This window comes from Dolichospermum sp. DET69, assembly GCA_017355425.1.
In the GTDB taxonomy this organism is placed as follows: domain Bacteria; phylum Cyanobacteriota; class Cyanobacteriia; order Cyanobacteriales; family Nostocaceae; genus Dolichospermum.
Window position 1 is genome coordinate 3,963,700 of record CP070233.1, and the last position, 24,553, is coordinate 3,988,252.

Annotated in this window: 23 protein-coding genes and 1 pseudogene; 13 read left to right on the top strand and 11 right to left on the bottom strand. The window is 37.4% G+C overall.

Features of this window, described 5'->3' with window-relative positions; all coding sequences use genetic code 11:
* Positions 1–632: 632 nt before the first annotated feature.
* Positions 633–818 (bottom strand): YgiT-type zinc finger protein, encoded by a 186-nt coding sequence (locus EZY12_18090; GenBank protein QSX66684.1) that lies wholly within the window; start codon positions 816–818, stop codon positions 633–635.
* Between the two features lie 667 nt (positions 819–1,485).
* Positions 1,486–1,755, bottom strand: a complete 270-nt coding sequence (locus tag EZY12_18095) for a hypothetical protein (GenBank protein QSX66685.1) — start codon at positions 1,753–1,755, stop codon at positions 1,486–1,488.
* A gap of 472 nt (positions 1,756–2,227) precedes the next feature.
* On the opposite strand from EZY12_18095, the gene EZY12_18100 reads away from it, so the two are divergent.
* The 3 genes from EZY12_18100 to EZY12_18110 all read left to right on the top strand — a co-directional run bounded on the left by EZY12_18100 (position 2,228) and on the right by EZY12_18110 (position 4,335).
* Positions 2,228–2,890 (top strand): ATP-dependent Clp protease proteolytic subunit, encoded by a 663-nt coding sequence (locus EZY12_18100; protein QSX66686.1) that lies wholly within the window; start codon positions 2,228–2,230, stop codon positions 2,888–2,890.
* A 141-nt stretch (positions 2,891–3,031) separates the two neighbouring features.
* Complete coding sequence (locus EZY12_18105; GenBank protein ID QSX66687.1) at positions 3,032–3,625, top strand: ATP-dependent Clp protease proteolytic subunit; 594 nt, start codon at positions 3,032–3,034, stop codon at positions 3,623–3,625.
* A gap of 104 nt (positions 3,626–3,729) precedes the next feature.
* Positions 3,730–4,335 (top strand): DnaJ domain-containing protein, encoded by a 606-nt coding sequence (locus tag EZY12_18110; GenBank protein ID QSX66688.1) that lies wholly within the window; start codon positions 3,730–3,732, stop codon positions 4,333–4,335.
* A 58-nt stretch (positions 4,336–4,393) separates the two neighbouring features.
* Here EZY12_18110 and EZY12_18115 read toward each other — a convergent pair whose 3' ends face one another.
* Positions 4,394–5,725, bottom strand: a complete 1,332-nt coding sequence (locus EZY12_18115; GenBank protein ID QSX66689.1) for a Rieske 2Fe-2S domain-containing protein — start codon at positions 5,723–5,725, stop codon at positions 4,394–4,396.
* A gap of 88 nt (positions 5,726–5,813) precedes the next feature.
* Between EZY12_18115 and EZY12_18120 the strand changes: the two genes are divergently transcribed.
* The 4 genes from EZY12_18120 (at position 5,814) to EZY12_18135 (ending at position 7,938) form a co-directional block, all read left to right on the top strand.
* On the top strand, positions 5,814–6,074 hold the full coding sequence (locus tag EZY12_18120) for a MoaD/ThiS family protein (protein ID QSX66690.1): 261 nt from the start codon (positions 5,814–5,816) through the stop codon (positions 6,072–6,074).
* A gap of 228 nt (positions 6,075–6,302) precedes the next feature.
* The gene (locus EZY12_18125; GenBank protein ID QSX70724.1) at positions 6,303–6,707 is read left to right on the top strand and encodes a hypothetical protein; all 405 of its coding nucleotides are present in this window, start codon (positions 6,303–6,305) and stop codon (positions 6,705–6,707) included.
* Between the two features lie 290 nt (positions 6,708–6,997).
* Positions 6,998–7,303: a hypothetical protein gene (locus tag EZY12_18130; protein ID QSX66691.1), complete on the top strand. Its 306-nt coding sequence runs from the start codon at positions 6,998–7,000 to the stop codon at positions 7,301–7,303.
* 143 nt (positions 7,304–7,446) lie between these two features.
* Entirely contained in the window at positions 7,447–7,938 is a 492-nt protein-coding gene (locus EZY12_18135) for a hypothetical protein (GenBank protein ID QSX66692.1), read from the top strand.
* A gap of 18 nt (positions 7,939–7,956) precedes the next feature.
* Here EZY12_18135 and EZY12_18140 read toward each other — a convergent pair whose 3' ends face one another.
* The 3 genes from EZY12_18140 to cysH form a co-directional block, all read right to left on the bottom strand.
* Positions 7,957–9,210: an exonuclease SbcCD subunit D gene (locus EZY12_18140; GenBank protein QSX70725.1), complete on the bottom strand. Its 1,254-nt coding sequence runs from the start codon at positions 9,208–9,210 to the stop codon at positions 7,957–7,959.
* Between the two features lie 45 nt (positions 9,211–9,255).
* Positions 9,256–9,639 carry a four helix bundle protein gene (locus tag EZY12_18145; GenBank protein ID QSX66693.1) on the bottom strand — a complete coding sequence of 128 codons (384 nt, stop codon included), beginning with the start codon at positions 9,637–9,639 and terminating at the stop codon, positions 9,256–9,258.
* 166 nt (positions 9,640–9,805) lie between these two features.
* Positions 9,806–10,510, bottom strand: a complete 705-nt coding sequence (gene cysH, locus EZY12_18150; protein ID QSX66694.1) for a phosphoadenosine phosphosulfate reductase — start codon at positions 10,508–10,510, stop codon at positions 9,806–9,808.
* 518 nt (positions 10,511–11,028) lie between these two features.
* Here cysH and EZY12_18155 point away from each other — a divergent pair.
* Positions 11,029–11,772, top strand: coding sequence for a TPM domain-containing protein (locus EZY12_18155; protein QSX66695.1), 744 nt, complete (start codon positions 11,029–11,031; stop codon positions 11,770–11,772).
* A gap of 262 nt (positions 11,773–12,034) precedes the next feature.
* On the opposite strand, the gene EZY12_18160 is transcribed toward EZY12_18155, so the two are convergent.
* The 3 genes and pseudogenes from EZY12_18160 to EZY12_18170 all read right to left on the bottom strand — a co-directional run bounded on the left by EZY12_18160 (position 12,035) and on the right by EZY12_18170 (position 14,497).
* Positions 12,035–12,418, bottom strand: coding sequence for a DUF4346 domain-containing protein (locus EZY12_18160; GenBank protein ID QSX66696.1), 384 nt, complete (start codon positions 12,416–12,418; stop codon positions 12,035–12,037).
* Between the two features lie 102 nt (positions 12,419–12,520).
* Positions 12,521–13,690 carry an N-acetyltransferase gene (locus EZY12_18165; GenBank protein QSX66697.1) on the bottom strand — a complete coding sequence of 390 codons (1,170 nt, stop codon included), beginning with the start codon at positions 13,688–13,690 and terminating at the stop codon, positions 12,521–12,523.
* Between the two features lie 132 nt (positions 13,691–13,822).
* A pseudogene (locus EZY12_18170) lies at positions 13,823–14,497 on the bottom strand (RibD family protein).
* Between the two features lie 353 nt (positions 14,498–14,850).
* On the opposite strand from EZY12_18170, the gene EZY12_18175 reads away from it, so the two are divergent.
* The gene (locus EZY12_18175) at positions 14,851–16,761 is read left to right on the top strand and encodes a two-component sensor histidine kinase (protein QSX66698.1); all 1,911 of its coding nucleotides are present in this window, start codon (positions 14,851–14,853) and stop codon (positions 16,759–16,761) included.
* A 220-nt stretch (positions 16,762–16,981) separates the two neighbouring features.
* Here EZY12_18175 and EZY12_18180 read toward each other — a convergent pair whose 3' ends face one another.
* Entirely contained in the window at positions 16,982–17,353 is a 372-nt protein-coding gene (locus EZY12_18180; GenBank protein ID QSX66699.1) for a four-helix bundle copper-binding protein, read from the bottom strand.
* Positions 17,354–17,591: 238 nt separating this feature from the next.
* On the opposite strand from EZY12_18180, the gene EZY12_18185 reads away from it, so the two are divergent.
* From EZY12_18185 to EZY12_18195, 3 genes are all read left to right on the top strand, one after another.
* A complete protein-coding gene (locus EZY12_18185) occupies positions 17,592–18,473 on the top strand; it encodes a hypothetical protein (GenBank protein ID QSX66700.1) in 882 nt (293 codons plus the stop codon).
* Between the two features lie 232 nt (positions 18,474–18,705).
* Positions 18,706–18,936, top strand: a complete 231-nt coding sequence (locus EZY12_18190) for a hypothetical protein (GenBank protein QSX66701.1) — start codon at positions 18,706–18,708, stop codon at positions 18,934–18,936.
* Positions 18,926–19,309 (top strand): hypothetical protein, encoded by a 384-nt coding sequence (locus tag EZY12_18195; protein ID QSX66702.1) that lies wholly within the window; start codon positions 18,926–18,928, stop codon positions 19,307–19,309. Before EZY12_18190 ends, EZY12_18195 begins: the two co-directional genes overlap by 11 nt.
* Before the next feature lie 126 nt (positions 19,310–19,435).
* On the opposite strand, the gene EZY12_18200 is transcribed toward EZY12_18195, so the two are convergent.
* Positions 19,436–21,106 (bottom strand): transglutaminase, encoded by a 1,671-nt coding sequence (locus EZY12_18200; GenBank protein ID QSX66703.1) that lies wholly within the window; start codon positions 21,104–21,106, stop codon positions 19,436–19,438.
* A 527-nt stretch (positions 21,107–21,633) separates the two neighbouring features.
* Here EZY12_18200 and EZY12_18205 point away from each other — a divergent pair.
* Positions 21,634–24,507, top strand: a complete 2,874-nt coding sequence (locus EZY12_18205; protein QSX66704.1) for a cation-transporting P-type ATPase — start codon at positions 21,634–21,636, stop codon at positions 24,505–24,507.
* The last annotated feature ends 46 nt before the right edge of the window (positions 24,508–24,553 follow it).

Consider the following 24,553-nt stretch of genomic DNA (forward strand, 5'->3'; position numbering starts at 1 on the left):
ATTGGGTCATCTGCTAAACAACCATATAGCGGTATGCACTTAGATGAGATACAGCAATTAAATTGTAAACTCCGTAGGGGCGGGGTTTCCCCGCCCTCGATTGTATTTCATCCGACCGAGAACCGCTATAATAAAATCATGCTATTCTAAATCCTTGAGTTATAAAAGCCCTGATTTTGGTAGAATCTGCCCAGGCTTATCAAAAAATGAGCTAGAGCTTTATCTATAATTTTAGCGAACGAGCAAAATTGATAAATTCTTGAATTTTGCTAGGTGTATCAGTCATAATATCGGGTTTGATTATGAGTTTATTTATATTATTCCATGTTTTATGATGCGATCGCTCTAATCATTCGCTAAATATTCCAACTCATCAGCAATCAAATTTTGCCAATCTTCATCACAATGAGTTCAAATTTATATCAAATTTAAAAGGGATTTTCATCAATTTCTTGACGCAAATATTCCCAAGTTTCTGTTTGCTTCTGTATTTCTCCTTCTTGCTGATAAAACTTTACAAACTAAACATCCAAAAGTTCCCATTTAATAACCTACAATTATTGTTGATTTGGTTATCATGCAACTTCAAAAGATTGATCTACTGGAGTTAAATCTTCAGTTTCTTGTCTTTCTCATTTGAGTTTGATATTTTCTAATTTTCTAATTGTATCTACATGATAAAAACGTTCTCCACAATTTCGGCAAACTGAAGCATTTACTTGTAATGTTGCGGTATTACTACCACCTTTGATAATTTCTGTTACTTTAGTTTCTAATAAGTTGCCATTACAAACTACACATTTATCAATCGGAAGCATAATGATTAACTCCTATAGATTGGAACTATTACTAGATAAAACTTAAACAGTCCTATCTAGCGTATTAATTTAGTTTAATTCAGGTTCTCAGTCTGTTTTCTAATCCGCCAATTAATCCATTGATTTGGATCAGGACGATGAGAATAGTAAGTAGGTAGGCACAATTAAATACAATATGGGCAGGCAAGATGCCCACCCCACAATAAGTATAATATTCTTGTGGGATGGGCTTCTAGCCTAGGCTGTTGACTTTGTGTGTTTTTGAGGGATTTTTCGGAAAATTATTCGTGTTATTTTTTGTTTGTGGGAAAACACCTGTTGCAGGGGTTTTCCCACAAGAACACACGACACATTTTTTGCATGAAGCCTTATGGGGTAAAGGGTTCAAAGTGAACAGCCTACTTCTAGCCTGTCCTAATCAACAATATTATTTTGATATTTATTTCAGCCCATTTACTTAGAATAAATTTATCTGACTTCTTTGTATCAACTATTTTACAAAAATTCTCCTTTTGAAAATCAATAAAATCCCCAGGGCAAACGCACCTAAATTCTGTAATCCATGTCCAGCAAGGGTTTCAACTTTTAGTTACAAAACTAAACAATCGTCAAAACCTTTGTCCAGTAAGCATTCTAAAAATAAGATGCGTTTGCCCTGATAAAATCCCTAATCATCCGCTAAAGATTCCAACTCATCAGAAATCAAATTTTGCCATTCTTCATCACAATGAGAATGTAAATGGATAGAAGCTACCAACAATTCTGAAAGAATTTTACCCTTTTGAAGATAGCTTCGCTTGCTGTAGGCATCACTTAACTCAGAAAGTTGTAATTGATTAACAAGAGCAAGAACATTTTGGCATTCTTCCTGTAATTCTATGAGTAACTGATTAAGTGTTGAGTTTTCACTACTAATTTTTAGTTTTGCTAGTGTCATTAGTTTTTTCCTAATCTTTTTAATGCTTGTTTTATTCCTTGGTCAAAAGCTTTAATTTCCTTTTGCCAGTGGTTAATTAAACCTGAATCTGGAAACTCCTTATCTAATTCTAGCCTGATTTTTTTTTGTGTTCAGCAATACGAGATTCCAAAGATAATATTGCTTTCTTAAAATGATTCTTACCTATAAAATATAGCTTCTAAAATTGATATGAGCCATTAAAACTCATTATAACAGACATTATCTCCTCAGAAATCACTCTACCATCATCCTCAAAACCAGCAATTTGATCAAATTTGCTTCTTTAGGCGAAATCAAAGATGAATAGACAAAAATATCCAGATTTTATCGCCATACAACCCTAGTTAATCCAAAATTCGTTAACATAGCAGAAATCCGCACCTTAAATCTCCCAGACATCGCGCTAGGATGTAATACAGTTAACGGCATAGTTTTAGGCGATTCATTTGCTATGGATATTTCTCACCTCAAGGCTGTGCAAGCCCCCTATTCCGGTGATAGCTCCTACCGGACACCACCACCAGATTTACCCTCTTTACTCCTAAAGGAGCGGATTGTTTATTTGGGTATGCCACTTGTTCCGTCTGTGACGGAATTAATTGTCGCCCAATTGCTGTATTTACAGTCCGATGATCCCGAAAAGCCAATTAAAATCTACATCAACTCTACAGGTACTTCTAGTTACAGTGGCGAACCTATCGGTTTTGAAACCGAAGCCTTCGCTATCTATGACACTATGAAATATATCAAGCCTCCTATCCACACCATTTGTATTGGTTCGGCAATGGGTATGGCAGCGATGATTCTTAGTGCCGGGACAAAAGGTTGTCGTGCTAGTTTGCCCAATTCTTCCATTATCCTGCATCAGCCTAAGAGCTATGCCCAAGGACAAGCAACGGATATTCAAATTCGTGCTAAGGAAGTTTTGGCAAATAAAGCTTCAATGCTGGAAATTCTCGCTCGGACGACTGAACAAGACAGTGCGAAAATTAGCAAAGACATGGATCGTCTGTTCTACATGACTCCCGACGAAGCTAAGGAATATGGTTTGATTGACAGAGTTTTTAGGAAGGAAGAACTCGCTAATCCCCCACTCCCTGCAAGTGTCCTTTAACTTGTCAGTGGTCAGTGGTCAGTTGTCAGTTGTCAGTTGTTAATAACTAATAACTCAATAACCATTGACCATTGACCATTGACCATTGACCACTGACCACTGACCATTGACCATTGACCAATTACAAACGGAGTACCGCAAATGCCTATAGGCGTGCCTAAAGTTCCTTACCGGATGCCTGGTGGACAATATACAGATTGGATTAGCATTTATGACCGTCTTTACCGGGAAAGAATTATTTTCCTGGGAAGAGATGTAGATGACGAAATTGCCAACCAAATCATTGCTGTCATGCTATATCTGGATTCCGATGATCCAGGGAAGGATATTTATTTATATATCAATTCCCCCGGTGGGATGGTGACATCCGGTTTGGCAATTTATGACACCATGCAACATATCAAATCTGATGTGGTGACAATCTGTGTCGGTTTAGCTGCTTCCATGGGATCTTTCCTGTTGGCTGCTGGGACAAAGGGTAAACGCATGGCCTTACCTCACTCTCGGATTATGATTCACCAACCTTCTGGTGGAACTCGTGGACAAGCTTCTGATATCGAAATCGAAGCTAGAGAAATTCTGCGAATTCGTAGTCAGTTAAATCAAATTTATGCTGATAATACTACTCAACCTTTAAGCAAAATTGAAAAAGATATGGATCGTGACTTTTTCATGTCTGCTCAAGAAGCTAAGGAATACGGTTTAATTGATCGTGTGATTGAAGAACGTCCATAGATACTGCAAAATGATTCAAAATTCAAAGTTGAAAATTTAAAGGTAGGAATTCTTCATTTTGGATTTTTAATTTTGAATTTTGAATGGGAGCGAAGCGAAGCAACATGGATCTTGAAGATTATTACCGGATATTAGGTTTAAGGTCAGGAGCTTCTTTTGCTGATATTAAAGCGTCCTATCGCCGATTGGTACAGCAATATCATCCTGATATTAACCCAAATGATCTCAAAGCAAAAGACAAATTTATTGCGGTGACAGAGGCTTATAAATTCCTGCAAACTGTATTACCACCAAAGGAAATTAAGCCCCGGACTAGTGAAGTGAAAACTCATGTTTCTACCACTACAGAAGTTAAAACTCAACCAGCAGCACCAAAAACAACGGTTATATCTCACCCACCAAATTTAGAGGATATTGAACAACGATTAAAGTGGAAAACTTATGAACAGTTGCAGCGGTTTTTACAAGAAAGACGTTTTCCCCAAGCGATCGCTTTAGCGGAGGCTTTAATGGCACGTTTACCAGCAGATCCAGAAGTGCGTCAATGGTTAGCGATCGCCTATCAAATCTGGGGACGAGCTTTAATCACGGAAAAACAACTTCCAAAAGCTAGGATTTATCTGAAAAAAGCCTTAAAAACTGACCCATTTAATAAAGCTTTATGGAATGAGGTACAGCAGGATTTTCAACGTTTAGAATTAAAACTTTAGTTCATGGGTAATGGGTAATGGGTAATTGGTAATGGGTAATTGGTTTATTATTCATGATTTATTTTTCAGCATGGATATAATCTACAAAGTAGAATTTAGGAATGAGGGAAAATTTTAACCAAGAATAAATTCCCAGTCCTAAAAGTGCTGTAATTACTAATGGTAAACCTAGCTGTAAACGCCAATGATCAGGTAATACAGCTACTCCAGATATGATAATTACAAAATATGCTAAAAGTGCTATTTGCAACCGTTCTAAATTTTTAACTACTGTTCGACAACTACTACAATGTTGAGTATGTTGTTTATATCTGTCCAACATTTCTGCATGATTATCATTAATAGTTGGAGATTCACTTACACTAATTCCTAAATCTGTCCAAGGTAATTTTCCCTGACAATGTTTATCAAACCAATTATGAAATTCAATTACGAATTTATCAGCATTTGTCGGTAATTTATAAGCTGTTTTCCAACTTTCATTTAATTGTTTTTTCTGTAATAAATACTCTTGCTGATTTAGTAGCATCATATCACCATCTAATACTAGATTTCTGTCATGAATATGATCCCACCACCGAGGAATAATCCTATGTAAGTTTTTGGCAAAGTTACGGGAAAATTGAGCGACTATTCTCGATTTGCCAGGAGATACAGGAATACAATAAACAAGTAAACCTAGTTTTTTTCCCGTGTTACCAATATTTATTACATATTCTAATCTACAAGGTGGTTCAAATGTAATTGTTGTAGATATACCTCTCTCAATATTCACTTCAATTAAATCAATAGTTGATTTGACTATTTTGATAGGTATAGGTACAGCTTTTTCTCTATTACCTTGTACTCCATGATGAGCAAAAGGGACATGACTAGGATCTCCCACATTTTCTATTAATGTTTGCCAATCGTATTCTAAATCTCGAATATAATTAGACCAAACAAATCCTTTCGCTGCGTCTATTTGTGGTGATAAAGGTAAAGGTGTATTTTCTGCTATTGCTGATGTTTTCTCATCTGGCCACACCCAAAGTATTTCCTGTTGTTGACGCACTGGAAAGGAAATAACACAAAAATTATCTTGATTTTTAGTGACAATTTCTGGTTTTTCTGCTTGGGGAATGTGTTGACAAATACCATTTTCATTAAATTCCCAACCGTGATAACTGCACATTAAGTTACCTGTTTTATCTTCTATTCGTCCTTCGCTTAATGGTGCGAGACGGTGGGGACATTGATCTAAAAATACTCGATATGTCGCTGATTTAGTAGGTTTCCAAATTACTAATCTTTTTCCTAATAATGTAATAGATTTTGGTTTTTGTGGTTCTAAATCTTCTGTGGGTATGAGAGGATACCAATGTTGAAAAAAGTTAAATTGTTCTGTCATTGTTCCTGAGTTTTTAGTTAAATAAGTAAGTTTATCCTATGATCTGCTATAAACTAAGTATATAAAAAAATGTGACAACGTTTATATTATGTCTAATGCTGCAATTACTATAACAATCAAGTTATTTGCTATTTATCAAGAAGTTTATGGTGTCAATGAGTTAGTGTGGGATTTTCCTGATGGTACAACAGTTCAATCTGTGTGCGATCGCTTAATTACTCAACAACCAAAACTAAGCCAATGGCGTGAACTAACTCGCTTTGGTGTTAATTTGCAATTTGTTGAACCAGATACCATTCTCCAAAATGGTGACGAGGTGGTTTTAATTCCTCCTGTAAGTGGTGGTTAGAGGATGTTTGATAGCTTGCGTGGCGTTAGCCATAAAGTCCCTCATGGTGTATCAAATATTTTTAGATCCCCCTAAATCCCCCTTAAAAAGGGGGACTTTGACTCTAGTTCCCCCCTTTCTAAGGGGGTTAGGGGGGATCAATAAGTGCCTAAGATCACCACTCAAAACTTTTCAAACAACCTCTTAGTGATGATATGTTTAAATACATTAATAATAAATAAAAATATGATGAAGTGGATTTTCATAAGTATTTTAATAATTTGCCTAACGGCTTGTACTAGTCTAGCATTATTACCAACCCCAGAATTAGTGCAAAAAGCGATCGCCCTCCAACTAGAACAAACCCAACAGCAACTTAACCAACAGCTAGATTTAAACTTCCAAAAATTTAATATTCAACGCATATCTATTACTCAAGAACAACCCCTCACCATAGAAAACTTACCCGCTTACCGGGTACAGGGAAATTATGACTTTACTGTGAAATTACCAAAACGCAGTTTTAAACAAGTCCAAAAACCCTTTGAAGTTTATCTGCAAATTCAGAAAGAAGGTAAAAGTTGGCGGTTATTAGTACCAGAAAAAAACCGTCAAGATTCTCAATCAAAATGGCATAGTTACTTAATTCTTTAAATGAATAATTTTTGATTATGCTAGGAATCTTATAAAAGATATAAAATAATTTTATACCCTGGTCTAATCTATGTGTACTAAAATAAATGTAAATTAGCTGATATAATCAAGACTCTAACTTTATCAAAAAATATATCAATCTCAGATTCAACCTGTGATATATGCTTGTTTAAGGTTAGACTCTAAATATATGGGAAAAAAATACTTCTTTCCTTAATTATTGTAAAATTCACTTAACAAACAAAGATTTAGTTTGAAAAAGTGCCATCTAATACGGAGGAGAAATAAAAATGACAGAAAATAATCAGGATAATATCAGTAATACTGAAGAAAGTTCTCAAGGAACAATCATAGTTGCTGGAATGCGTCCCATTACCACCGGGACATTGCAGGTAGTTGATACCTTCAACTCTATGGGAATTCGTCCCATAGGTGCAAACACATTCCAGGTAGTTGATAGCATTAACTTATCTGGTATTCGTCCCATAGCTTCTAGCACCTTGGTAGTTGCTGACAACTATTCTGTCTTCGGAAATCGGCCAATAGCGCCAAATACCTTTGACGATTCCGAGATTTTAATGGGTTTTCTAGACTAATTAGATTCTCAATATTATTATCATATCAAATTCAACCTGGTTTTATGAATAAACTAGGTTGTTTTATTAGAAAAATTTAGGATAAGTAGGGGAGAACCATTTTTCTTACCAATTACCAATTATTAAAAAGGAGTGGTTTAATTATGCCAAAATCTCCAATTTTATCAACATCTTTAAATTTTCACGAAAATTATCCATGTCCAGTATGTCGCGTTGGTAAAATTTCTCAAATGTTGATGATGGAAGCTATGTCTTGTGATTTTTGCAACGAAATTTTCACAGTCAACTTAGAATTACAACAGGTGAAAATGCCTTCTAGAGAACCGCCTTTAGTTTGGAATTGGAATGGACTCAGATGGACCCAACCGCGATTGGTAGGTATAGAATTAGGTTGGGGTTATGGTTTATCCGCAATTGCTTTTGTAATTTTACCTACAACCTTAATAGGAGTTACAGCATTTTATTTTCCACCTCATTCTCATGATCCCCTTTCATGGATTCCATTTGTTTGGACAGTGCTAACTTTTTTGTCACATTTAGGAATTATTATTTGGATTTTTATTGAAGTTTATCAGATTCCTATTTTGGCATATTTCCGAGCTATCACGCGCCAGAGAAATGGATTAATCAGGTAAAAAAGCTGATTATTATTTTTATTTTCCTCCCTGCAATACTAGCAAAAGTTCCTCATCATTTGCTAATAAATTCTGTGCTGCTTCTAACATGGATGGAGCAATATCTTTTAAATCTTCCCGATTATTCAAGTAAGTTTTTAAAGCGTCCATTGGGTCAATACTGCTACTAGCTGTTAACTCAGGAATGCGGGGTTTTGCTAACTGACTAACTAATTCTGCTTGAATAGTATACGTGTGCGCTGTGCTTAAAATATTGTGAAGAGAGGAATTATCAATTAAATCCAATTGTTCTGAGCGCAATTTGTAAATGAGTCGCACGACATTATCTTGAATATCATATTTAGCGATCGCTTTCAATAATACTTTATGTGGATCATCCTGCTTAGATAAATCTACCTCAATTGTCCGAAATGTCCGCACAGGTAAGGGACAAAATTCCCAATTTACTTTCCCCCGTTCCAACTCAATCATGACATAACCTTTATCTTCCTTCTCTTCACTAAAATCTACCCGTTCAATACTTCCTGGATAAATCACTGGTGGGTCATTGGATTTATTTAAATTTTGATGTTTATGAACATGACCTAAAGCCACATAATCAAAACATGGTCGTGTCAATAAAGATAAAGGTAAAGTAAAACCTTTACCCACTGCTAATAAACGTTCTGCTCCTAAAGTTGCATTATCAGCCATTAAATGAGCTAAAAGCACTGTGGGAATCCTAGGGTCAAGACGGCGAATTTCTCCTTCTATTACCACCTCTAAACGGTCTGTGAGCAGTTGATTAACTTCTGCTAAAGAAGAACCTTGAGTTTCTTGACGAGTCATTAAAGTTGAACGAGTTAACCAAGGAAGAGTAATTATTTGTATATCTCCGTTGCGGGTAGAAATGCAATGGGTAGTTAAAGTATCACCAACTACAAACCCCGGTACACCCAAAGTTCGGTAAATATTTAAACTAGCACCTCCCAAACCTTGGGAATGTTGGTCATGATTTCCTACTAATAAGACTGTAGGAATATCTGCATCTACTAGCCGCCGAAATTGATTAGCAAAGGCTTCTTGGACATAAGGTGCAGGTGTCGCAGTCGGAAAAGCATCACCACCAAATAAAACTAAATCTACATGATCGGCGATCGCTCGGTCAATGCACAAAGATAATGTTTTCACAAAATCCTCCAACCGTGTATTTAAACCTGTGGCTGGATTAATCCGTCCGTGGCAAAAACCGCTACCAATATGGATATCTGAAAGGTGGAGGATTTTCATAATTTGTCAGTTGTCAGTTGTCAGTTGTTAGTTGTCAGTTGTCAGTTGTTAGTTGTCAGAATTTTGTGCTGGAGTATTACCAATGGAGTTAAGATAAGCGTTCAACCTGGGAGAAAGTTCATCAATAATTGGTTTTATCCTATTTACTTGTTCGTTTGTTAGCAGGTTGCGTTTGTAAGCTTGTCGTAACCAATGTCTAGTTTCATTTAAAGAACCTCTGGCTATGCTCACAAAACGGCGATTATCCTGAAAATTATACCGACCAGAACCCTCTGCAATATTCGCGCCCATGCTGTCAACAGAACGTACCATTTGCTTACCCACTGTTTCTTTAGCAAATTGCCCCCAGCTACCAACGATGTTCCAAATCTCATTAGCCAGTTTCTCGGCTAATTGGTAAACTTGCAAATTCTCAAAGTTAGATTTTGCCATTTAATTAACTAACAACTAACAACTAACCACTGACAACTGACAACTAACAACTAACAACTAACCACTGACAACTGACCACTGACAACTGACAACTAACCACTGACAACTGACAACTGACAACTAACCACTGACAACTGACAACTGACAACTGACCACTGACCACTGACTAAATGTGAATACCACACTCAGTTTTTTCACTTCCTCTCCAACGTCCAGCGCGTTCGTCTTCACCGTCAGCTACTTTAGTTGTAATGGGTTCGTCGCCAATGCTGGGATAACCTTGGTCATGGAGAGGATTATAAATTACTTTATGTTCGGCGACATAAGCCCAGCTTTGTTTACGAGTCCAAGTAGCTAGGGGGTTAATTTTTAATCTGCCTTTACCATCCAATTCAAATACAGGCATGGTAGCACGAGTAACAGCTTGATCACGACGGCGACCTGTAATCCAAGCTCCTGTTTTGAGTTCATCTAAACCCCGTAAAAGTGGTTCAATTTTGGTAATATCGTGAAATTTAGCAATATCTTTATCCCAAAGGGCTTCACCGAATTTAGCAGCAAAGGCTTCACGGCTATCTATGTCTGGTGTTTTATAGGTTTGTAAATCTAGGTTATAGATTTCCTTGACTTGAGCTACAAATACTAAAGTTTCGGGAAAATGATATAGCGTATCTAGGAAAATTACAGGAACGGGATGCTCAAGGACGCTATAGAAAATGTGTGTCAAGATGATATCATCAACGTTAAATGCGCTAGTTTGTACCAGTCCTGTGGGGATATTCTGAACAGACCAGGCTAATATTTCTGTGGGACTTGCGGTTTCAAATTCCTGATTTAGTGATGCTAAGTCAAAGGCGGTAGAAGCTGTCATGATGTTTCTCTAAAACAAAGATTTTTTACTTTTATTAAATTTAATTTTACCTTAATAAAGTCGCATATCCCTGCCGATGATTGAGGAAATCTGGCAGAGCTTAGGTTACAGGGGAGTAGGGCTGACAAGTGTAGGTTTTTTACATTGTCTTGAGGACAAGACCTGGTGGACAAGGCAGACAAGGTGACAAGGGAGGAAAACCGTACAAAAGAGTGTATGATTGGGAATAGAATAGACTACAATTGAGTATTTTGTGGATAAAATCCCCCTTGTCTACTATCCTTCCTTGTCATCAGTTGGTCTTGCCTCTACAGAAAATATTAAAAATCTACACCTGTCAGGGGGAGTAGGGGCGCAGGGAAAAGATATTTCCTACTGACAACTGGCAACTGGCAACTGGCAACTGGCAACTGGCAACTGACAACTGACAACTGGCAACTGACAACTGACAACTGACAACTGACAACTGACCTAATTATGTAGTATTTTGATTGCAAGTCTGTTTAAGGATTCAACCCATGCAACAGTTACTCAAGCAATTATTTAGTAACGAAAAATACTTTACTCGTCTCATTTTACCTGTATTGGTGATGATGATGGCGACTTCACTGTTTATTTTACCTGCTTCTGCTACTGGTGTATATCAAATACCCAGTCTGACAGCAGATACTTGGATTTTAGATCAAGGTGATGTGATTAGCCGATTCAATGAAGGGCAGATTAGTCAGACTTTCAAAGATTTGGCTCAAGAAACTGGTAATGAAGCCAGAATTGTGACTATTCGCCGCCTCGACTATGGGGAAACACCGGAAAGTTTTGCAAAAGGCCTATTTAGTAAATGGTTTCCTACAGCAGCAGAGCAAGCAAATCAAGTATTATTACTAGTTGATACTGTTACTAATGGAACTACTTTAATTAGTGGAGATCAGGTTAAGTCTGTATTGACTGATGCTATCGCTCAAAGTGTGGCTGAAGAAACATTAGGTACAGCATTACGTGGAGGTAATAAATACAACCAAGGATTTTTGGATGTGAGCGATCGCTTGGTTGCTGTTTTATCTGGTAAACCAGATCCAGGTCCACCAGCGGTAATCGATACGGTTAAGGTAGAAGGAACTTTCACTAAAGCGGAAGAAACAAATCAAGGTAATGCTACGGCTTGGGTTGTGGGGCTGTTAATAGCTGCCACTGTGATTCCAATGGCTACATATTACATTTATTTAGTTTTTCAGCAACCAGCCTCTAAGGAATCTGAGGAATAGAAGATTGGGGATTAGGGAATAGGGTGTTCCGAGCCGAAATAATCTGATAGTGACCATTGGCTACTACATCAGCTTGATACCCTAGATTTTGAAGTTGCTTGAGAAATACTTTTTGGTTAACTATTAGACAAGGAATTTATTCCCACGGTTGGTGGGGAAGCCAACGGATAAGTAGGGGCGTATTGCAATACGCCTTAAATTGACACTAATGAGATTTTGCTTTACCCCCTCCCTGCTAACCAGTTAGATGATGGTAGTCCCTTTAATCTTGAATATACTCTTTGCCTGATACTAAAGCCATTTCAGCGCGGACAAATTCTCTACCTAAATAAGCTGCATGATCTAGGAAAGTCACAGGACAATTTGGAGTTTCTTCAAAAATCTTGATGCAGAGTTCTTTAGCTGTGCGTCCGCTAAATACGGTTGTGTGGGTTCTTTCCACTTTACCGCGCACAGGAATCACTTGACCTGTTTCAGGATCTACTGCTAAACCACGTTCATTAATCACATTAGTGAAATGCTTTGCATGAATTAATCTTTCATTTTGGTCTATGTAGATAATAAAATAGCCGTTGGGGTCAAGATCAATATAACGCTGAGAAAGTTTATTATCAATTGCTGTCAAATCTTCGAGTAGTAAATCCATAGGTATTGTAAAAAGTAAACTTATAGAAACAGTATTTTTAGATTACCTCAAGATGCAATATTCAGATCCCCAACTTCTCAAAGAAGTCGGGGATCTATTTCCTTATTTAAAAGGTAACTCTGCATTAACAGCATCTATTTCTTGTTGTTCCATCTGATTGACTTCCCTAACCCAAGGCAAAATAATTTGTCCTAAGCGGTTGTTATAAAAGCGATGAAGGCTGTAATTAGGGGTAGCAGGGAAACCACGACGTTTTTTATGTTTACCACCTGCTCCAGGGTCAAAATTCTGGATACCATGAGCGATCGCCCATTCAATTGGTGTATAATAACAAGCATCAAAATGTAAGCAATCTATTTCTTGAAAACTCCCCCAATAACGTCCATATAGTTTGTCTTCTTTAAATAAACAAAAGGACATTCCCAGCGGTTGACGCGGATCTTCCTGATTATAAGCTGCAAAAAATACGACTCGATGCCGATAATTATGATGTAACTGTTCAAAAAATTTCTTTGTTAAATACTTACTCCCCCACCAACCAAACTTATCGCAGGTATCAGCATAGAAATCATACATTAACGGAAACATAGAATTAGGAATTTCTTCACCAGTAAATGCTTGCAGTTTTAAACCTGCCTTTTCTACAGCTTTCCGTTCCCGTTTTATATTCCGTCTTTGATTAGCATTAAATCCAGTTAAGTAATCTTCAAAAGTTTGAAAATTAGCATTTTCCCAAACATAATTATGATGTAACCAAGTTGTAAACCCCTGTCGTTCTAAAATCGGTCGCCATTGCGGATCAACATAGAGAAAATGACAGCCAGAAATGCGATGTTTCACACAAAAACTATCAATTTCATGGAGCATTAAAGCTGTAATTTCTTCCTCATCTTCTCCCGGAGCAATTAAAAAGCGATAGCCTTCAGCCGGGGTAAAGGGGGTCATTCCCAGTAATTTTGGATAATACTCTATTCCCAAACGAGAGGCTAATTCTGCCCACTGCTGATCAAAAACAAATTCCCCTTGGCTATGTCCTTTTAAATATAAAGGAGCGGCTGCAATTAAGGTTCTATCTCGCCACACAATCAAGTGATTTGGCAACCAACCAGCATTAGCTGTAACACTGTGGGATGTTTCCAAATTGTGCAACCAATCCCACTCCAAAAAAGGAGTTTTTAACGGCATTGCTAAAGCATCCCAAGCCGATTGGGGAATATCGGCGATTGTGTGCGTCCAAACAAGAGAATATTGTGGTTTGTGTTCTTTGATCATTATGTATTTGTCCAACAATTTTTAGTTTACTTCTGACTTATTCTGGGGCGGACTGACTTATTCTGGGGCGGACTGACTTATTCTGGGGCGGACTGACTTATTCTGGGGCGCAGGCCCTGCGCCCCTACTAATTATCCTATAGTGTAAAAATACTTCTTGCTCAACCGTGGATACTTCTAATAATTGTAACTTAGGAGCAAGATCAGCTAAAAATCCTGTTCCTTCCACAGGTGAAGGGGCGACACTACTACCTAAAATCAGTGGACAAATAGTCAGCCAGATTTCATCAATTAAATCAGATTCTAGGAAAGATGCCACTAATTCTCCTCCTCCCAAAATAGCCAAACGGGTAATTTGTAAACTTGCTAAATGTTTTAAAGCAGCCAAAATGTCAATTTCTTTTTCAGGAGTTTCAAATACTAAAACTTGCTCAAATTCTGATCTTTCTTGCCAAAAATAAGCTCCCAGAGAGGTTGTAAGTAACCACCGTCTAACCGATTGTTGAAAAAATTTAATGTCCGGATTCAGATTGCCTGAACGGGAAATCACTATATGAACTGGTTGGGGGTGCTGATTTGCTATTTTTCTTTGTTGCATGAGTATTGTCTTTGATATGGTCATTGTTGTACCGTAGGCACGAAGAGTACCAGCACCAAATAAAACGGCATCAGATGCAGCAATTTGTTTCTCCAGGTGTATTTTATCAGCCACTGAGCCAAATCGAGCAGGCGATCGCCTAAAATCTGCTATCTTGCCATCAACACTCATGGCTAAAACTACTGTGGTATGAGGACGATGTTGTGTCATTGGGTTGCTTTGATATTTTTTGTTAGGCTATAGATTTTTGAAAAATCTATAGCTATAAGATCATGTTGGGGAATTTTACACCATTAATATTAATATGCAACAGCAGTCACTATTTAACCTCCATTTTATGAATTTTCGGATATCATGTTTACTTTTATGCCAGATTAATAACTCCATAAGCTAATCATTAGCGGAAGGCTTTTTAAATTTTTAATTCTTACCTGTTATCTCTTTTCTCACTGAGAACATTATATTAATAGTCAACTTATCATCAACTAATAAAATGTCTCTTTTAGCTAATGAAATTTCATATCTTTGTTATTGTAGTTTAAAGATGCGAAGTGGGACAAATAATGGCTAAATCTCGTCAATCGTCATTTCGGCAAATTTTAGTAACAAGAATACTGCTAGTATTTGTCCCAGTTTTATTGGTAGGAGAAATGGTCGCGCTGAATAAAGCTCGTTCTAGTTTGTTAAATACGGCTCGACAAAATTTAACAGAAAGTGCAGTTAACAAAGGAGAAAAAATTAGTGATGATATTGCAGCTTTACGCTCTAATTTAATTACAGCTAGTCAAACAAAAATAATTCAGTCTGGTTCACCTATCCAAATTGAACAATTTCTTAAACAGCTAAAAAAACAACTACCAACCCAAATTGATTGTCTACAATTTACCAGAATTAAAAAAGGTGAAATAATTGCCAGTAATTGTGGTGTTCAAGAAATTACTCCATCAGGCTTATCTCCTAACAACGATGATGTTGATATTCAATTTATATTACCATCTCAATCTGGAAAAACTGGTAAAAGAGACAAACAAAATCAACTCCAGTTGTTTTTATCAATTCCTGTTACTAATCAACGTGGTAATTTAGCTTACCGATTAAGCATTAAAACCACATTGTATCAACAAAATCCCAATCATCCAGGCTCCTTAACGGGTTTTTTAGTAGTTATTGCTGAAGATGGTAGAGTTTTAGCGCATCCATTACCAGAAAGAATTGGGACTAATATTAAAAATTATTCTGATGCAAAAAGAATACAAGCCATAGTTAAAAATGCTTTGGGTGGAAGTAACAATTCCAGCAATTTATCATTTATAGAAGGACAAGAACTAGTTACAGGTTTTACAGCGACTACTAAACCTATCACCACAAAACCATCACAAAGATGGATTGTCCTAGCAGTTACAACTGTAGAAAATGCCCTATTTGGTTTAGAAGAAATTAAACTAATTCTAATTGTTTTAACAGTTGGTTTAATTGGTGCAAGTTTATTAGCCTCATTTTATTTAGTTCCTTACTTAGCAGGGCCTGTGGAAGAACTCCGCGATTATGCTGTTAATCTTCATAGTCACCACGCAGCACAACCTATTCCCCGCAACTTCAAAATTCGGGAATTTAACCAACTAGCACAAGCATTAGATCAAATGGTAGAAAGACTAAAAGATTGGGCTGAAGAATTAGAAATTGCTTGGAAAGAAGCTAAATCAGCCAACCAGATGAAAAGTCAATTTTTAGCCACAACTTCCCATGAATTAAGAAACCCATTGAATATCATTATTAATTGTGTGCGTTTGGTGCGTGATGATTTATGTGATAATAGAGAAGAAGAATTAGAATTTCTAAAAAAAGCTGATGATACAGCAATTCACTTGTTAGGAATCATTAATGATTTACTAGATATTTCTAAAATAGAAGCTGGTAAACTTTCCGTAACTACAGTCCCTTTAGATTTGCGTCAACTATTATTAGAGGTAATCAATTTACAATCAGTTAATGTCCAATATAAAGGACTGCAATTAATTTGTGATATAGGTGATAAGCCTATTCCCATAAAATCTGATTCTCTTAAACTTAAACAAGTTTTAATTAATATTATTAGTAATGCTACTAAATTTACCGATGAAGGCAGTATTCAAATTACTACAAACATTAGCTTAAATAATTATCAGCCTTATGCTTTAATTTCTATTAAAGATACAGGAATTGGTATTGATCCTGGAGAACAAAGTAAACTATTTCGTCCTTTTGTCATGATTGATGGCACAACTACCCGCAAGTTTGAAGGAACGGGATTGGGTTTAGCAATTTCTCGGAATTTAATTGAACTTATGGGTGGTAAAATTACCTTAGAGAGTTTAGGTTTAAATCAAGGAACAACCGTAATTATCAAATTACCTTTGATTGATATGGCTTTATTACCTAATCCAGAAAAAAAAGATATTATCAGTAATGGAGCAATGACAAAAGCTCGACGATAAATTACAAGTTACAAACCCCTAAGAGACTTCCAAATAAAAAATAGCCCAAAATTTTTTGTGGTGCAGGCATTCTTGCTTGCTAATAACATCGGGACGGGCAAGATACCCATCCCACAAGATTAGTTCATCTTTTTTGTGGAGTCCTCTAAATAAATTTAGGGGAAAAATTAACAAAAAGCTTATTCTTATAATAGTGGTATCACTACTAAATTATTCTTACCTATGCCATTGCTAAAGCCATTTGACGACAGCCTTCTGCACAGCGACGACACATCTCAGAACAAGCTCTCATTTGAGAATCATTACCAAATCGATCACAGTTTTTAGCACATCTATCGCAAACTTCTGCACAAAAATCGCAGCTACGTAGATGAAGCTCAGAACCTCTCAGCATAAAGTTAGCGCTGGTTTCACAAATTTCGGCGCAGTCTAGCATGAGACGAATATGAGCGGGTTCACTGTGCATACCATTTTGATGGATGCAGTATGTAGACACTGTATTCAAGCAGATACTGTGACAGTCTAAACAATTTTGAATACATTCCTGTATTTGTGAGTTAAGTTGCTGTAAGTTGAGTTGTTGAATAGCCATTTTTACAACACCGCTGATTTTCTTGAGTTTACCAATCAGACAATTTAGCCCTACTGTCCTTATCTTAGAAAACAACAAGAGCGATCGCATCTTCCCAGTGGTGTATTAATTGTATCTTCCTATTGATAGATAGGTTTTTCACATCAATTTCATGGCGATATTAAAGGTGAAAAAGTAAATAGGATATTTTTTTCCAAATTACCGTAATACCCCTTTCTTAATAAGGAACAAAATAATTATGCAGCGTCTTTTTGCAGGAATTTTCTTGACTACAACTTTATTAATTGCTCCTGGTTGTTCATCAAATACTAAATCTACTGAAACACAAGTTTCACCTAGTATGATGATGAATCATGATGGAAATTCTATGAATGGACATGATGGACATTCTATGGAACAGATGAATCATGGAAATAATTCACAAATAACTACCAAGGTTAAATTAACTGCTCCGAAAAGTTTAGCACCAAATCAACCGATTAACTTAGTTATTGATATTCAGGACGCTACTGGAAAACCTGTGAATAAATTTGAAATTTTCCAGGAGAAAATCATGCACTTAATTATTGTTAGTGATGATTTACGATCTTTTGCTCATATTCATCCAGAATACAAAGAAAATGACCGCTTTGAAGTAACTGCAAATTTTCCCGAATCCGGTAATTATACGCTTTTCAGTGATTATAAACCTGCTGGAAGTAAGGAAATTGTTTCATTAATGAAGATCACAATTCCTGGTTTAGTTCCCTTACCAAAAAATCTGGAAAAGTTCACCAAAACTAAAACTATCTCAGATACTAAAGTCAATCTGAATATTTCTGAAAAAAATATTAAAGCTGGTCAAGAAGTAACCTTAATTTTTGATTTAAAAGACAATAAAAATCAACCAATTAAAGACTTACAATCCTATTTGGGAGAAAAAGGACATTTAGTAATTATCAAAAGTTCATCTCCCCTCACATCATCTGATTATATCCACGCTCACGCACTTAAAAATACTACAGATGGAAAAATCGAATTTCATACAAAATTTCCCAAATCAGGAACATATAAAATGTGGATGCAATTCAACCGCAACGGACAAATTAAAACCGCAGATTTTTGGGTAAATGTAGAATAGAAAATCTTTTGTTTTTTGCCAGCAATTCTCATTTTAAGGTTTCATGACATTTAAACTCTTGCAGTCAGAGGGGTTTACAATTCGTAACAAATTTTGGGATAGCGTAGAACTAGCGCTGCTGTAAGCATTTCGCTGAAACGGCGGAAAATCGTTTCCAAATGAGAATTGCTGGTGAGATACACCACTATAAAATATGATAGATATAAGTTAATAAAATTAAAGGTATAACTGGATGCGTAAACAAATCATCGAATATACCTCTGAATTAGATGCTCTTGTTGCTCTTGCTAAACAATTAAATGTTTATGAAATCAAGTACCAAATGAGTTCAGAGGATTTTTTTGATAAGTATACTCAAGGAATAACTTCTGATGATGAGGTATTTGTTGAATGGTCAGGAAACTATCAACATTATTTAGCTTTACATCAAAATTTAGAGAGTAAGCTGAGAAATGTCGCCTAATATTATTCAAGCCTATTTGGATAAAGTTGAACAACTTTTACTCAATTCTTCTAATATTTATGTTGAAGAATTTAGTGCGGTTATTTTAACAGAATATAGGGCTAATATCCGTGTTAAAATCCGGTTTTCTCTGAGATATTTACTAGCAATCAGTGAAATTTTAGTGGTAGTAAATAATCAAATAAAATACATTGATTACCGCTATCATTTTCAGGATGGACAAAATAATTTAATTTTTCGCTACGATAGTACGCCTCATTTTCCTAATTTATCTAGTTTTCCTCACCATAAACATCTTTTTGATGATGTAATTGCTTGTGAAAAGCCCGATATTGCTGATGTTTTGCAAGAAGTTATGGAGTTGTTAGAGTAGGAATATAGAAAATATATAATCAAAATTCTTCTCTAAATGCACGATGTTGGAGAGATAAACCCAATAATAGGGTTAATAATATTAAAAAATGTTGGGTAACATGAGCGTCAACCCAACCTACATCCGTTAAAAAGGTGGTAATTCTTTCAGAATCGTAAATCGAATATGGTTAATAGCCAAGTCACCCAGTGAAATCTCTTCTTTAGTTAAGCGGATTCCGTCTCTGCTGAGAGTTTCAAAGGTTATACCTTTACCAATCTCGATATGATACCAACATAAGCCCATAAAGAACCGTGTGGGATATGGACCACCTTCTTCAAGATCATCAGGATTAGATTCCATTGGTAACCAACCAATTCCAGGAATATAAAATTCTAACCAAACATGATTAAAATCGGGTTGGAGAGGAACTCCCTGATGTTCGGCATAAACTGGACATTTATATCTACCGACAGTGCGACAAGGAATACCATTAAGGCGACATAGTGCCAGTAATACACCTACATATTCGCCACAAGAACCAGTACCCCGCTCTAAAGCTATATCGGGTGAATCAATATGGGGCTTGATGGCATAAGATAATTGATCGTAGACGTAGTTGCGGATACTGTACATTTTCCGTAATAGGTTAGTTTCCGAACCAACTGCGGCGCGGGCTGCACGGATAACAATATCAGTATCCATTGCTAAATCATCATCATCTACCAGATAGCGGGTTTTTAATTCTGGTGACAGTTCTGGCAATTTTTCTACATCTTTGGGCGTGATACGATGTTTAATACCGCGTACTTCTACGAGTGCTTTCCAGCCAAATACATGACGTTCACCGGGGGCGAGGGTATCAAATTTAAAGACGGCTACTCTTTGTCCCTCAATGATTTCTTCTGTGAAAGGTAAACCAATGGGTTCAACTTGTTTGACTTTTTGCCGTTCTGTTTCTGAGGGTAAAGCAATGCGCCATTCTATATTGGCTAAATAAACTTCATCAAGGGGGGAAATTTCCTCAAGATAGGACATTTCTATCAAATAGCCATTAGAGAGGGCGTAGCGTTTATCCTCTTGGTAATGATATTGTAGGGAATGAATAAAGGTGCGATCGCGGTAGGTTAATTCAAAACAAGGATCAGCGTTGGGATTATCTCGGATATAGGGTTCTTCACTGGAGTACGCGACATAAATCCGATCTTTACCTGTGTCATCTTGTCCATGAACGGCAATACCTGTAGGAGAATCAAAAGGAGTGAGAACACTAAAACGAACTTCTCCAGTGGCTCTATCCATAGAGTAAACTGTTTGTTCCGTGCGATCGCATACCCACAGAGTATCTTTGCTAACTGCCAAATTTTCTATACCGACACCAGGGGCATAAAATCTAGTGATTTCCTTGCGAGTATCACGGTCAAAAATCAAAATATAGCCAAGTCTTTGACAACTGACATAAACTGTAGATTCCCAAACAGCAACACCATCAGCCTCATAAGGTAAAGTTATAAAATGCTCCAAACCTAAAGATGCCAGTTTGCACAGATATACACTATTACCACGAGTTACCCAGAGATTATCCTGCCACACCGCTAAACCTGTAACTTCTTGAAATTCGCGGACTTGGTGGGGATTGATAATTTTACTGTTATCGCTAAGGGGGTCAATTTCTAATAGATGACCTTTGACCGTATCAATAGCAATAAGTCTATCTTCAATGAAAGTAATACCATACAGGGTGGCAGCAGTAAATGGTCTGATTATTTTTTGCCCAAACATCTGGCTCACCGTTAAACTGGGTAGTGAAAAACTCATATTATTGAGCATATTGGTCATGAATCATTAGTTATTAACGTGAAACAGTCTGAACTATGATTTGTGTGATTAATGTGATTTAGATGATTAGTTAACTTGTTGTTTAGACCATTAATCACAAAAATCCTCAAAATCACAGTTCAGACGATGATTAATGTGATTGCCATGATTAGTCAACCTGTTTAGACAATTAAGCACAAAAATCCTAAAAATCCTCAAAATCACAGTTCAGACAATGATTAATGTGATTGCCATGATTAGTCAACCTGTTTAGACAATTAAGCACAAAAATCCTAAAAATCCTGAAAATCACAGTTCAGACAATGATTAATGTGATTGCCATGATTAGTCAACCTGTTTAGACAATTAAGCACAAAAATCCTAAAAATCCTCAAAATCACAGTTCAGACAATGATTAATGTGATTGCTATAATTAACAACTGGCAACTGACAACTGACTAATTCCACATTTTTGTCCATCACTAAATTATGATCGAGTTTTGTAACCATTTCCTGTAACCTACACGATGTCTGCTCATTCTTTACCTGAAGCTACCAACCTCTGGCATGGCTTGGCAGTTGATAAAGCTCTAGAAATGCTTGATAGTGACGCAAACAGCGGATTAACCTCCCAAGAAGTTGAACAGCGTCGCCAGAAACATGGCCTCAATGAACTCGAAGAACATGGTGGTCGTAGCCCTTGGCAAATTCTGCTAGATCAGTTTACCAATATCATGTTATTGATGCTGATTGCCGTTGCCCTGATTTCTGGTTTGTTGGATTTGCTGGCTTTGACTGGGGGGACATTGAAACCCGGTGAAGTGCCATTTAAAGACACAATTGCCATTATGGCCATAGTTATCCTCAATGGTATTTTGGGCTATGTGCAAGAAAGCCGTGCTGAGAAAGCGTTAGCAGCCCTAAAAAAATTATCTTCTCCCTCAGTCCGAGTCCTTCGTGACGGTAAACTGGGGGATATAGCAGCTAAGGAACTAGTACCAGGGGATGTGATGCTGCTGGAAGCTGGGGTGCAAATAGCTGCTGATGGTCGCTTAATAGAACAGTCTAATTTACAAGTGCGAGAATCAGCCCTCACAGGCGAAGCTGAGGCTGTCAATAAGCAAGCCATACTTACATTACCAGAAGATGCACCATTAGGCGATCGCCTGAACTCAGTTTTTCAAGGCACAGAAGTTGTCCAAGGCCGGGCAAAAGTGCTGGTGACTAACACGGGAATGCGGACGGAATTAGGCAAAATTGCCGCCATGTTGCAGTCTGTAGAAACTGAACCTACACCTTTACAGCAACGCATGACCCAACTGGGTAACGTTCTCGTTACTGGTTCTTTAATTCTTGTAGCCATAGTTGTGGGTGGTGGACTTATCCATGATTTGACTCAGGGAATAGGCTGGAAGAACTTACAAGAACTAGTAGAAGTTTCTTTAAGTATGGCGGTGGCGGTAGTTCCTGAAGGTTTACCGGCTGTAATCACCGTTACCCTAGCCTTGGGAACTCAGCGCATGGTAAAACATAATGCCTTAATTCGCAAGCTCCCAGCGGTGGAAACTCTCGGTTCTGTAACTACTATTTGTTCTGATAAAACCGGGACACTGACCCAAAATAAAATGGTGGTGCAGTCTGTCTACACTAATAATTCTACCTTTCGGGTCACGGGAGAAGGTTATGCTCCCATGGGCGATTTTCAGTTAAATGGTGAAAAAGCCAGTTTAGAAGAATGTCCAGAAATTTCCGCCTTGCTTGTTCCCTGTGCAGTTTGTAATGATGCGGTTCTGCAACAACAACAAGGAGAATGGGCAATTTTAGGCGACCCGACAGAAGGGGCTTTAGTCACTTTGGCAGGAAAAGCCGGCATTGAACAAGACCAATGGAGTAGTAAATTACCTCGCGTTTCGGAATTTCCCTTTTCCTCAGAACGCAAACGCATGAGTGTGATTTGTCAATTGGAAGCTGTGGCTACGGGTGACTCTTCCTTCTCAACTATTGACCCAGCCATTGCTGGTTTTGCAGAATCTCACCAAAAATACCTGATGTTTACCAAGGGTTCACCAGAGTTAACCTTGGAAAGATGTACAAAAATCCATTTGGGTAATCATGCAGTTCCTATCAACGAAGAACACCGTAGCCAAATTCAGGTAGCTAATGACCAACTAGCAAGTAAGGGTTTACGGGTATTAGGTTTTGCCTATAAACCTCTATCTGAAGTTCCCCCAGATGGTTCTCATGATACATCTGAGACTGATTTAGTCTGGTTGGGATTGGTGGGAATGTTAGATGCACCTCGTCCTGAAGTTAGGGCGGCTGTGCAAGAATGTCGTCATGCTGGTATTCGTCCGGTAATGATTACTGGCGACCATCAATTAACTGCTCAAGCGATCGCTATTGATTTGGGAATTGCCCAAGCAGGTGATAGAGTCCTCACTGGTAAGGAATTGCAACTGCTCAGTGACCAAGAATTAGAAGAACAGGTAGATTTAGTTAGTATTTACGCCAGAGTCTCCCCTGAACACAAATTAAGAATCGTTCAAGCATTGCAACGTCGCGGGCGATTTGTGGCAATGACAGGGGATGGTGTGAATGATGCTCCTGCCCTCAAGCAAGCTGATATAGGCATCGCTATGGGCATCACAGGCACAGATGTGAGCAAAGAAGCCAGCGACATGATTCTCCTAGATGACAACTTTGCCACGATAGTTGCAGCAACTAAAGAAGGTAGAGTTGTTTATACCAATATTCGCCGCTTTATTAAATACATCTTGGGCAGTAATATTGGTGAAGTTCTCACCATTGCGGCTGCACCATTATTAGGATTGGGAGGCGTTCCCCTGACTCCTTTGCAAATTCTTTGGATGAATTTAGTCACAGACGGTTTACCAGCTTTAGCATTAGCTGTAGAACCACCAGAGCCTGATGTCATGGAGCGTCCCCCTTTCAGTCCCCGTGAAAGTATTTTTGCCAGGGGATTAGGTTCTTACATGATTCGCATTGGGATTGTTTTTGCCATCATTACAATTATTCTCATGGAATGGGCTTACAAACATTCTCATGCAGTTGGGTATCAGGGACATCCAGATACTTGGAAAACAATGGTATTTACTTCATTATGTCTGGCACAAATGGGTCATGCGATCGCTATTCGTTCCAATAATAGACTTACTATTGAAATGAATCCTTTATCTAATCCCTTTGTTTTAGGATCTGTAGTTGTCACCACAATTTTGCAGTTGATGTTAATTTACGTTCCTCCCCTGCGATCTTTCTTTGGTACTCATGAACTCAGTCTTTCAGAATTAGGAATTTGTATTGGATTTAGTGCTTTAATGTTTGTTTGGATTGAAGGAGAAAAGATTTTCTTCCGCTTTATGGGCAAAAAAACTGTTTAATTGGTAAATTGTCAGAATCAGGACTTGCAAATTAACAGGATTTCAG